The 12,016-nt window shown below is 42.5% G+C and carries 9 protein-coding genes and 1 riboswitch; of the genes, 5 read left to right on the top strand and 4 right to left on the bottom strand.

The window, feature by feature from the left end; all coding sequences use genetic code 11:
• Nucleotides 1-281: 281 nt before the first annotated feature.
• Both EV146_RS18830 and EV146_RS18825 read right to left on the bottom strand, forming a co-directional pair.
• A complete protein-coding gene (locus tag EV146_RS18830; RefSeq protein ID WP_132009448.1) occupies nucleotides 282-1,154 on the bottom strand; it encodes an AraC family transcriptional regulator in 873 nt (290 codons plus the stop codon).
• A gap of 1,031 nt (nucleotides 1,155-2,185) precedes the next feature.
• The gene (locus EV146_RS18825; RefSeq protein ID WP_132009445.1) at nucleotides 2,186-2,761 is read right to left on the bottom strand and encodes a class I SAM-dependent methyltransferase; all 576 of its coding nucleotides are present in this window, start codon (nucleotides 2,759-2,761) and stop codon (nucleotides 2,186-2,188) included.
• Between the two features lie 286 nt (nucleotides 2,762-3,047).
• Here EV146_RS18825 and EV146_RS18820 point away from each other — a divergent pair, with 286 nt between their 5' ends.
• From EV146_RS18820 to EV146_RS18805, 4 genes are all read left to right on the top strand, one after another.
• On the top strand, nucleotides 3,048-4,097 hold the full coding sequence (locus EV146_RS18820) for a M42 family metallopeptidase (protein ID WP_132009442.1): 1,050 nt from the start codon (nucleotides 3,048-3,050) through the stop codon (nucleotides 4,095-4,097).
• Between the two features lie 44 nt (nucleotides 4,098-4,141).
• Entirely contained in the window at nucleotides 4,142-4,345 is a 204-nt protein-coding gene (locus tag EV146_RS18815; RefSeq protein ID WP_132009439.1) for a hypothetical protein, read from the top strand.
• Between the two features lie 2 nt (nucleotides 4,346-4,347).
• Nucleotides 4,348-4,545: a YwbE family protein gene (locus EV146_RS18810; protein WP_121613567.1), complete on the top strand. Its 198-nt coding sequence runs from the start codon at nucleotides 4,348-4,350 to the stop codon at nucleotides 4,543-4,545.
• 276 nt (nucleotides 4,546-4,821) lie between these two features.
• On the top strand, nucleotides 4,822-7,563 hold the full coding sequence (locus EV146_RS18805; RefSeq protein ID WP_132009436.1) for an SH3 domain-containing protein: 2,742 nt from the start codon (nucleotides 4,822-4,824) through the stop codon (nucleotides 7,561-7,563).
• Between the two features lie 136 nt (nucleotides 7,564-7,699).
• Here the strand turns inward: EV146_RS18805 and EV146_RS18800 are convergent, their stop codons facing one another.
• On the bottom strand, nucleotides 7,700-8,899 hold the full coding sequence (locus EV146_RS18800; RefSeq protein WP_121613569.1) for a phosphoglycerate dehydrogenase: 1,200 nt from the start codon (nucleotides 8,897-8,899) through the stop codon (nucleotides 7,700-7,702).
• Between the two features lie 328 nt (nucleotides 8,900-9,227).
• A riboswitch (ZMP/ZTP riboswitch) is annotated at nucleotides 9,228-9,305 on the bottom strand.
• 242 nt (nucleotides 9,306-9,547) lie between these two features.
• Between EV146_RS18800 and EV146_RS18795 the strand changes: the two genes are divergently transcribed.
• A complete protein-coding gene (locus tag EV146_RS18795; protein ID WP_132009433.1) occupies nucleotides 9,548-10,849 on the top strand; it encodes a M14 family zinc carboxypeptidase in 1,302 nt (433 codons plus the stop codon).
• A gap of 89 nt (nucleotides 10,850-10,938) precedes the next feature.
• Here the strand turns inward: EV146_RS18795 and EV146_RS18790 are convergent, their stop codons facing one another.
• Complete coding sequence (locus EV146_RS18790) at nucleotides 10,939-11,784, bottom strand: spore coat protein (RefSeq protein ID WP_132009431.1); 846 nt, start codon at nucleotides 11,782-11,784, stop codon at nucleotides 10,939-10,941.
• Nucleotides 11,785-12,016 lie beyond the last annotated feature (232 nt).

The raw sequence follows: 12,016 nt of genomic DNA, 5'->3' as shown, positions 1-12,016 counted from the left end.
ATTTTTTAGTGATCTTGCATGTTTTCTCTAAACTAATGGTTTCTCCCTTTTCAAGGTTAATTACGGTTTCCTTAATTGGGGTATTTTACTAAAGACAGATAGCTTGGAAAATTTTATTCTACAGGAAAATCTCCATAACCTGTTCATTTTAGAACCTGACCATCGTTAACTCACGAGCCCGTTCGCTTAATTATATTTACTTACAATGAACTTATCGGTTAAAATAGAAAAAAAAAAAAGAGCTGCAGCAACAGCTCAATAAATATTTTTTCAAAAATAAACTACTTTTTCATAACTGGAATCCAAATCTCGCTTTTTACTGATGGTGAAGTTAAATCTCTATTTTTAATCGACAAGATTTCGGGTCCTTCTGTGAGTTCAAAACTGGAAGTTGGAAACCATTCTGAATAAATTCTTCCCCAAGTTTCCTGCAGCGTTTTAGGGAAAGGCCCTGTTGATTCGAATATGGCCCAGGTCAATTCAGGCACCTCAAGTATTGAAAAGTTTTCGGGGCATTCTTGTGTGGTTGCCACTCCAATATACTGATCAAGCTTTCCCTTTTCCTCCATACGTCCTTCTGAAAATTTTGCAGATGCCTGAATCATCCCTGTAGGTTCGACGTTAGAAAGGCTTTTTAATTGTTCTATTTTCTCGATTGTAAGGGATTTCCACATCTTTGTAATTTCTGGGTTTTCCCCTTCGAAAATAATGGGCACTCTTTTCATAATTCCCACAATGTTAAATGCTTCTTTTTGTTCAATTCGATAATTCAATTCATATCCTCCTCTAATTGATAATTGGAAAGACATAAGTGGGTAGGCTTTTAAATGCTGACCATTATTTCTTGCTTCTGTCGGTGTTACACCATGTAAATTCTGAAAAGCCCTGGTAAAAGAGTCCGGTGAATGGTATCCATATTTAACAGCTACATCGATGATTTTTATATTACTATTAATGAGCTCAAATGCAGCCAGACTAAGTCTTCTTCGACGGATGTATTCAGATAAGGTAATACCTGCAAGGAAAGAAAACATCCTTTTAAAATGATACTCTGAACAATGCGCTAATCTTGCCACCACTTTATAGTCAATTTCGTTCATAAGATTTTCCTCGATATACTGCATTGCATCATTCATGTTCTTAAGCACCAATATGTCCCTCCTTTATCAATAGGTTAGCAGGAATGGATAGTAACCGTCCGACATTCTGTGCACCATTTTGCAGGGTTGAACCTTTTGTTCTCTAATCCTCAAAAATCTTTCAATTTGGAAGGAAACTTTGATAAGCAAGTGCTCAATAAAAAGGCAATATTCCCGCTTCCATTCCTTGTTCAATAAGTACTGCTGCATATAATGTATTCTCTAAAATACTCCAAAGGCAATCTTAGGGTATACAATTCTTCTTTTTTTACTCTGTATCACCTTCGGCAACTTTTTAATGCAGAATGAGTTTTCCATCAGAAAACAACAACCCACTGTCGCCTCCAGATGTTTGATCATGATAATCCTGGATACCTAAACTAAAAACTATAAAAAGGTCCCACGAGCGGTACCTGCAGGACATCGGAAAGCGTTGCAAAGCAGAACAGGAAGTTGTTCCTCCCCTTGTCAAAACTGCGACACAGGTTTTTCATTAAATCCAAATGTTCGATGCATAAATCCATTTTTTTGATGCATAACTCCCAATAATCGATGCATAACTCTCCGGGAACGATGCATAAATCAGAAATCGCATCAAAATAGAACATAACTAACTTAGTTGCTTCTTCCCTTGTCACAGCCCGGACACAGGTTTTTCATTAAATTCGGAAGTTTGATCGATAAATCCTGTCTTTTGATGCATAACTCCCAATAATCGATGCATAACTCTCCGGGAACGATGCATAAATCAGAAATCGCATCAAAGCAGAACATGACGAACTTAGTTGTTCCTCCCCTTGTCTCAACGGCGACACAGGATTTTCATTAAATTCGAAAGTTTGATCAATAAATCCTGTTTTTTGATGTATAACTCCCAATAATCGATGCATAACTCTCCGGGAACGATGCATAAATCAGAAATCGCATCAAAATAGAACATAACTAACTTAGTTGCTTCTTCCCTTGTCACAGCCCGGACACAGGTTTTTCATTAAATTCGGAAGTTTGATCGATAAATCCTGTCTTTTGATGCATAACTCTCCAGCTTATGTACAGACTCCACCTGTCTTCTGACAAAAAATAGTCTGCCTTCCCTCTTCTTCATTTTCCTCGAAATAAAGAACCTTCCATTCTTTAAATTGATCCAGCAATTCGTTGGATTGCAGCTTATAACGACTGGGAATTTTCTGATTCCCGTTTTTAGGAGAATGATAGTAGGTTTCCATGAAGAAATAACCGTCTTCTTTAAGCAGTGATTTTACAAGAGAAAGCAATGGCCGGTTAAGATAATACGTGATGACGAGCAAATCGAATGAATTGTTTTCAAATAATAGAGAGGAAATGTTTTCTAAGTCAGCCGTTACGGCAGATACGGCCACACCTTCCTTTTCCGCCATGCCTTGAAGATACTTCACCGCCACATCAGAGATATCCATTGCTTGTACTGAATAATTAAGCTTTGCCAAAAAAAGACTGTTTCCCCCAAGGCCGCATGCCAGGTCCAGGGCCGTCCCTCCTCCTAGATAGGAAGAAAGCTGGATTAGCCTTGCGTTGGGCACTGGCGTTTCAAGATGTATCAAACGCTCATTGTACTTTTTGTTCCATTTTGTTTTCGGATCCATCTTTCCCTCTCCTTCTGCACTTATAGCTGTCTCACTGATTTCCCTTTTCTTCTCATCATACTTTTAAAAGGACAATTGAGCCAGACTTCTCGGATGTTAGAATACAGGTTACTTACTCCTGCAGTTGCCGACCACACCCTTTGCCATTGCTTCCTGGTTTCAGGAAATGTATTGAACAAAATTGAGCCAACAGCTCATCCTTCTCTCCAATATTTTATTTAAGATTATTTTAATCAGAGAAAGCAGTATAATAGAAGAAACGCGATATACTGAAAGGAGCTTTGCAATGGCTTATCCTAACACAGAAGAAACGATCCAGTTACTTAAAGATCTGGTCTCCATCCCAAGCCCTTCCGGCAATACAAATGAAGTGATCAGCTTTGTTGAGAACTATCTTAAAGAGCTGGGTGTACATACGGAAAGAAACCGGAAAGGGGGATTAATTGCAACCCTCCCCGGCAAGGATGAACAACATCACAGGATGCTGACAGCGCATGTTGATACTCTCGGTGCAATGGTAAAAGAAATCAAACCAAGCGGCCGGCTGAAGCTGGATTTGATTGGAGGATTTAAATACAATTCCATTGAAGGAGAATATTGTGAAATTGAAACCTCTGGAGGCCAAAGATTTACCGGAACCATTTTAATGCACCAGACATCTGTCCATGTCTATAAGGATGCAGGCAAGGCAGAACGGAGCCAGGAAAATATGGAGGTTCGCCTGGATGAAAAAGTCCATAACGCGAACGATGTCAGAGCTTTAGGCATTGAGGTTGGTGATTTTGTCTCTTTTGACCCACGGGTGCAAATTACACCATCAGGCTTCATTAAATCCAGGCATCTTGATGATAAAGCCAGCGTAGCGATCCTTCTTCAGCTAATAAAACAGCTTAGGACGGAAAATGTTTTGCTTCCCTATACGACCCACTTCTTAATCTCTAATAATGAAGAAATAGGGTATGGCGGAAATTCAAATATTCCCCCGGAGACGGTTGAATACCTCGCCGTCGACATGGGTGCCATGGGTGACGGCCAGTCAACCGATGAATACACAGTATCCATTTGTGTGAAGGATGCCAGCGGACCCTATCATTATGAATTGCGCAAACATCTTGTTCAGCTTGCAGAAACGAATGGCATCGACTACAAACTCGATATTTACCCGTATTACGGATCGGACGCCTCGGCCGCCATCAGGTCGGGACATGATATTGTCCACGGGTTAATCGGTCCTGGCATTGATTCCTCCCATGCCTTTGAGAGAACACATAAAGAATCAATTGAAAACACCGCTAAACTCCTGTACCATTATGTTCAATCAGATATGGTACTGTAATTTTTAAAAGAACATAATTGACCAATTAATAGGAGGAAGTATATATGTCAAACAAAAACGATTCTCAGCAGCCAGAACAGTCAGCAAAGAAAATGAGCCTTCAGGAAGCGATACAAAAACAGCTCGAGAAAAAGAAGAATCAAAATTCATCCGGCAACGCAAATTCGTTCCAGTCCCAGACCACCAAGAAAATGAAGAGCCAGCAAACCAAAAAAGTCAGCAACTCCCGCCGGAAAATGGGTGTGTAATAATGACTGGCCAAAATAGAAACGATATCACCCCTGGTGCGGAAGTGGACATAGTCTTAAAAGCAGACCAGAGAACTGGAAAACTGACTAGTGGAATCGTTAAGGATATCCTCACAAAGTCACCTACCCATCCACACGGTATAAAAGTCAGGCTGACGGATGGACAGGTCGGCAGGGTAAAAGCGATAAAAACGAAATAATCCCAAATTACCCTTCTTTCGAGAAGGGTTTTTGTTTTAAAATCAGCCATTAGTTTTTTCTACTATAGCAAAGCCATATCTGCCAGCCATTGACACATTCCTCCATATCTTTCTCTTTTTATCCTTCTGCCTCTTATAATTTGCTGATATGATACGATTTCCTCCAAATTCTGATACAAATTTTTACATTATTTACGAGTTTTTTAGTTTGTCAATCTATCAGTATGATAAAATTTAGCTAGAGTGCTAAATTTTAGCAGATTCCAAAAGGAGGTCATGATGAAAAAAGCAATACTACCTTTCTGTTTTGCTGTTTTATCAACTGCAGCTTTTAATCAGGTTGTTCATGCTTCGGAAAATGAAACACCGGCTGCACAGGTAAATCAGTCAACAGCTTCGACTCAATACGTATCTGTCAACCCTGGATCTTATCTTAATCTTAGAGCAAGCGCGTCTGACAATGCTTCGATCTTGACGAAGCTTGCCAACGGCTCTTCCGTCACCGTTTACTCGATCAGCAATGGCTGGGCCAAGGTTAAGGCCAATGGGAAAGACGGCTATGTCAGCGCGAAGTATCTGTCGTCCAAGACGAGTTCTTCCAAACCGGCTGAACAGCCTAAAACTTCGACCACGACTCAATACGTCTCGGTCAATCCTGGATCATATCTCAATCTAAGGGCGAGCGCGTCTGACAATGCTTCGATCTTGACAAAGCTTGCCAACGGCTCTTCGGTCACCGTTTACTCGGTCAGCAATGGCTGGGCCAAGGTTAACGCCAATGGGAAAGACGGCTATGTCAGCGCTAAGTATCTGTCGTCCAAGATTAGTTCTTCCAAACCGGCTGAACAGCCTAAAACTTCGACCACGACTCAATACGTATCTGTCAACCCTGGATCTTATCTTAATCTTAGAGCAAGCGCGTCTGATAATGCTTCGATTTTAGCGAAGCTGGACAACGACTCTTCGGTCACCGTTTACTCGGTCAGCAATGGCTGGGCCAAGGTTACTGCTAATGGCAAAAGTGGATATGTCAGCGCGAAGTATTTGGCCCCTTCTAAGTCAGGTTCTGCCAAAACCGCTGCACAGCCTGAAACTGCAGCAGCTTCAACTCAATACGTTTCAGTCAACCCTGGATCTTATCTCAATTTGAGGGCAAGCGCGTCTGACAATGCTTCGATTTTAACAAAGCTGGCCAACGGCTCTTCTGTCACCGTTTACTCGGTCAGCAATGGCTGGGCCAAGGTTAACGCCAATGGGAAAGACGGCTATGTCAGCGCTAAGTATCTGTCGTCAAAGACGAGTTCTTCCAAACAGGCTGAACAGCCTAAAACTTCGGCCACGACTCAATACGTCTCGGTCAATCCTGGATCATATCTCAATCTAAGGGCGAGCGCGTCTGACAATGCTTCGATTTTAACAAAGCTGGCCAACGGCTCTTCCGTTACTGTTTACTCGGTCAGCAATGGCTGGGCCCAAGTTAACGCCAATGGGAAAAATGGCTACGTCAGCGCCAAGTATCTTTCTTCGGCCAAGCCGGGTGCTTCCGAAGCCGCTCCTGCAGAACCGACCATTAAATATGTAAATGTAGAAGCTGGCTCCAGCTTAAATTTGAGGAATAAACCTACGACAAAGGCATCTGTTATTCTTAAGATTGCAAAAGGAAAAAAGGTGAGTGTTTTGTCTGAAAGCAATGGCTGGGCAAAAATAAACGTCTATGGCCAGGAAGGATATGTGAATACTCAATATTTGGCAGCTGAAAATCCGGGTTCAAAATCTGATTCGTCTCCTGAGTCAGTTATGGAAGAACCTTTACCAAAGGCAGATCAGCCCGCAGCAGAGCCGTCGATTGCCAAGCCTTCTGCCGATACATATAAATTGGTGACCGTCGATCCTGGATCATATTTGAATATGAGATCCGAGCCTTCGACCAATGCGGCCATTATTACCAAGCTGGATTCAGGAACTGCTGTTACTGTCTATAAGGAAGAAAACGGATGGGCACGGGTGACAGCCAATGGCCAAACCGGCTACGTCAGCACTCAGTATTTATCGGAAGCAACACAGGATCACCTTGATACAGCAAACCGGAAAGTCAATACTGTTTACACTTCCTATGACATGACATTGGATGAAATGGTTAAAGTCCAGCTGCAAAGCAATCCGCAGACGGATAAGAAATATGCTACGTACATACGGGAAGATGCACTTATTCTTAACAGCAGCACTAATCCCACAAGTGGAGTGGTTAAAGGATCTGGCTGGAACGTAAGAGGCGGGGCAGGCACGAATTACTGGGCTGTTGGAACCGTCGGAAGCGGAGAAAACTTGAACATCTTATCGAAAGTCAAAGGGTCTGATGGATATGACTGGTATGCCGTTCAGTACGATCGAGCCTGGGTGAACGCCAGTCCAGAGGATGTGAGAAACTCTCTGGACCCAGACACCCACGTGAACAACCCGGTCACGTCCCTCCAATTCCTGAAACTATCTGAGTCGACGAATCTTGATCAGTTTGAGGTAAATGAAAAAATACTGACCGGTAAAGGTTCACTTGCGGGTCATGCGGCAACATTTCTTGCTGCCGGTGCAAAGCACGGAGTGAATGATGTCTATCTCATTTCACATGCTCTGCTGGAAACTGGAAATGGAACTTCTCAGCTGGCACAGGGCGTCGAAATTTATGGCAAAAAGGTCTACAATATGTTTGGAATCGGGGCCTATGACGGATCGGCCGTTACCAGCGGGGCTAAATTTGCCTATAATGCCGGCTGGTTTATTCCTGAAGCGGCCATCATGGGCGGAGCCAAATTCATTGCCCAGGGGTATATAAGTTCGGGACAGGACACCCTATATAAAATGAGGTGGAATCCACAAGGTGCAGTTGCTGCAGGAGCTGCTACCCACCAGTATGCCTCCGATATCGGCTGGTCTTCCAAGCAAGTAAAGCAAATCCACAATTTGTACAGCCTGCTCGGCTCTTACAGCCTTACACTTGAAGTGCCAACCTTTAAACGGTGAAAACGCGCTGACCCCCTTTAACGCATTAAAGGGGGTCAGGCACTAAAACGGATTAAGATGTATGAATATATCAATAGGTAAACGCGAAAAAGCAGGCTGAATGATGAATTCAGACCTGCTTTTTTAGAAATCACAATTAGATAATACGTACAGATACGGTTCCTTCGATATCCTGGATTTTTTGCTCCAGTCCAGGGATCACTTCTCCATTTACTTTGTTGTCGATGTCAATCATTGTGTAGGCATAGTCGCCACGGCTTCTGTTCACCATGTCAGCGATATTGAGGTTGTAGCTAGAAATGGCAGAAGTTATTTGTCCCACCATGTTTGGAACATTTTTATGGAATGCTGCTACGCGGCGCTTTCCTGTATATGGAAGGCTTGCGTTTGGAAAGTTCACTGAATTTTTAATGTTTCCAGTTTCAAGAAATTCCTTGACTTGGCGAGCCGCCATAAGTGCACAGTTCTCTTCTGATTCCTGAGTAGAAGCGCCAAGATGCGGAATTGGAATGGCATTCTTCATTTTGACTACTTTTTCATTTGGGAAGTCCGTAATATACTTGCCAACAACTCCGTTTTCAAGGGCTACAGCCATATCATCTTCATTTACCAGCTCACCGCGGGAGAAATTCAGAATATGAACGCCTGGCTTCATAATACTGAATGTTTCTTCATTAAACATCCCTCTGGTTCCATCTGTTAATGGTACATGGACTGTAATATAATCCGAATTGGCAAAAAGCTGTTCAATGGTCATGGCGCGCTGGACATTGCGGGACAGGCTCCATGCAGTATCGACAGAGATGAACGGGTCAAAACCGATGACATCCATATCCAGATCAAGTGCATCGTTTGCCACAAGTGCCCCAATAGCTCCAAGACCAATGACACCAAGAGTTTTTCCTTTAATTTCTTTTCCTACAAACTGCTTCTTGCCTGCTTCTACAAGCTTAGGAATCTGATCTCCTTCATTTTCAAGAGTCTTCGTCCATAATACCCCGGCAAAAAGATTGCGAGAAGAAGCCATTAATGAAGTCAGCACTAATTCTTTTACTGCATTAGCGTTTGCTCCCGGTGTATTGAAAACGACAATTCCGCTATCCGTGCACTTGTCAACAGGAATATTATTCACACCGGCACCAGCACGTGCAATGGCTTTTAGATTTTTATTAAACTCCATGTCGTGCATGTTGAAACTCCGAAGAACAATTGCATCTGGATTGTCACTATTGTCATCAATATTATAGAGCCCATTGTTAAACACATTTAAGCCGCATTCAGCGATGCTGTTTAATGTTTTGATTGTTTTCACCTTGTCTAATGTTGTTGTGCTCATTGAGTCTTCTCCTCTTTTCAATAAGGTTTGTAGTTCATGGATTATTTTTTATAGTCAAAAAATTAAATGTATGATGTTTTCTCTGAATAATTAATAAAATACCATTAAAATCTTCCTGCGTACACCCCAAAAAAATAAGATAACGTTTTCTTGGCCATTTTTTTTCCCAGTGGGCAATTTAACGGAAATAAAGAGTTTTGCAAAGGAACACATGCCAGCCTTCCAATGTATTTTACTTATATACGCGTTCCTGATGAACAGTATAATTTCCCCGTTTCCTTCCCTATCCCCTCCTAAAAAACATAAAGAGGCAAGGGAAAACTTCCCTTACCTCTGCCCAGGCGAACGGCTCCGACACTATGTGCTCCCTCACGGTTCTCCGCGTTCGCCAGTCACACACAGCCTTTTGATTTGTTTATATCTTACCAAATTCGCCGTGGGCGTTCAACCTCAAAAAACAATTCTTTTGAATTTTATTGAAAATCCACCTGAATAGCGGATTTTTACTTTGAATCGGGGCCAGGTATAAAGACCTACATCTATAAAAAATTATGAATGAATTTTCCTAATGTTTAGATAAATTATTTCGTAATAGTTTTCAATATGATAGGATAATATGGATTACCTATTTCATATGGAGGAAATGACATGAAAAAGAAAAAGGCACTAAGATACATACTATCAGCCGGACTTTTGGCTTCTGCCATCGGTGGGAGCTCGACTGCTGTTTTTGCAGAACCTGTAACCACTCCCAATGGGCCCTGGATCCAGGATGGTCAAAACATCTCCTTTGCTGGCTTGATGTCCAATGAACAATTGGAAAAACAGTTAAAGCAAATAGAACAAACGTCGAACGGAAAGATGGTTCTTGAACAATTCGGGACATCAAATGACGGGAACCCACTCTATGTGGCAAAATTTGGAGACAATGACACAAATAAAAAGCGGGTGCTCGTATACACCCAGATTCATGGGAATGAGCCTCTTGGCACCGAAGCGGTAGTCGAGTTGATGCAAAAGCTGTCCTCTGGCAGCAAGGAAGCAAAAGCGATTCTGGACAAAGTGAGTGTCTGGTTTGTGCCTAGGTTAAACCCTGATGGAACGGCCAATCAATATGAAGGAAATCCTTATCCAACCAGATATTCACATCAAACCTGGAATCCAGAAGAATTAGGACTCCCTGCCGATACCAAAGCTCCATGGTACTACAATGCTGCCGGCAGCGAGAGGGCACCTAATAATGATGGAAATGTCGTTTATGGAATTCCCGGCTTTGATTTGAATCGGGATTTCCACCCTGATTATGACTTTGATATTCAGGAAGAAATCAGCAAAGACCCGGCCAAGGTTGCGGCCGTCCTGAATAACAGGGAAAGCAATAATGGTTCTAAGGCTTCCCTTGTGTTTTCACCTGAAACCCGCGCTCTCACAACTGTGATTAAAGAACTGGATCCGGATGTAGCGATTGATGTTCATCACCGCGGATTCAACCGCTTGTCGGAAGAGGACAGCCGCTCTGTTTCGATTCAGCTCCTGGCTCAGTTCACAACTGCACCTTACGTAGACCCTTTCAACGGGAAGACCTATGAACTGAAGCCGGAAGTACTGACATTAAGCAAAAAGGTAAATGCGGTTGCTTACGAGGCCTTACAACGGGGGAACTCCTCCTATGGGGCCATCCAAAAATACCCGATTGTCAATTACCCGGGCTCTGGCCTTGGGGCGATTCAGTTAAATGGAACTGCCACGATGCTGATTGAAATTAAAGGACAAACCCAGACCCTTGGCCAAAAGCAAAACGGGATGCTAAAAGAAACGGCCAAAATACCAGTCATGGCCGTCCTTAATGGGCTGGCAGACGGTTCACTCGAAAAAGCCGACCCGGCCGTTTATGATGCTATTCCAGGAACGGCTCTAGGAATCTCCCCCGGTGACAAGCATACTCATTAAGAAATTTTAAACCATGAGAACCAATATACGAAAAGGCCATGAAATCAATTTCAGATTCCATGGCCTTTCGTTTTTTAGATTAGCTGCTATTAATGGTTATATTGCTGATTTGCCCGGTACTGCGGCATGTTCCCTTGAACTCTCGATTGCATCATGCCGGGATTCCCCATTTGGCCAAATGAGGTTTGCTGCTGTCTGCCGGAGCCCATATTTTGCCCCATCGCTCCTCCTGCTGCAGGAGTTCCCTGACCCATCTGCATGTGATGCCCCATATTCTGTGGTGACATCTGCTGGGACATAGGCATTTGCTGGTTTTGCATATAGGACATAATGGACTGGCCCTGCCCCTGTTTTTGCCCCGCTTGGTCCGAATGTTGTGCTTTAACCGATTCTCCCACCGGCTGGAAGCTGTGGAGGAACGTTTTAGCGGTATGATCTTTAATCTGCGGAATTTGATACATGCCCTGCTGATTCATAAACAAAAAGACTTCGTATGCCTGATTGATGCAGTTAATTGCTCCATTCATCAGCATTTGGCGAAGATTCGGATCAGCGATTTCCAGCGAAGCCCTCACTCCGTTCATTGCACCATTTTTGTGAGCGATCAGCATTGCACTGGCCACTTCATATTCGTTCAGTACGGCATTTGTCTCAGGCGCTAACATGGATGGATTATTCAATCCATATTGGATATCCTCGGGCATAACATGATTGACACTCGTGTTCGGAGGAACTGGTGTGAACTGAGTATAATCATGTGTATACGCTACGATGGCATCATAAGACTTGATTTCTTCCTGCTGATGCCGAGTAATCATATTCCGCAGCTCCGGGTTTTTCGTTTGGGATGCATATAAATTAAAATGGCTGATCATATTTAGCTTTTCCGTTAGTATTTCATGTACTTCCATCGTTTCATGGGCACCAAATGGCATGGATAACACTCCTTTTTGTTTTTTACAACAAGTAGTATTATCCTCACTAAAAAGAACATGTATGTGTTAATACTTCATTTAGTTGTAAGTAAATTATGTAACTATCTGCGAAGGAAACAATTAAACGATAATCATTAACTGCCCTTCGTAACCAAAACTTATTTGTTTTTTTGTTTTATCACTTTAATTAATTAAAACATTACTATATCATTGTATTAAATTGATAAAGAAC

The sequence above is a fragment of the Mesobacillus foraminis genome, assembly GCF_004340465.1.
GTDB lineage: Bacteria > Bacillota > Bacilli > Bacillales > Cytobacillaceae > Mesobacillus_B > Mesobacillus_B foraminis.
Note: the sequence above shows the minus strand (reverse complement) of the source record. Positions and strands in the feature narration are given on the sequence as shown.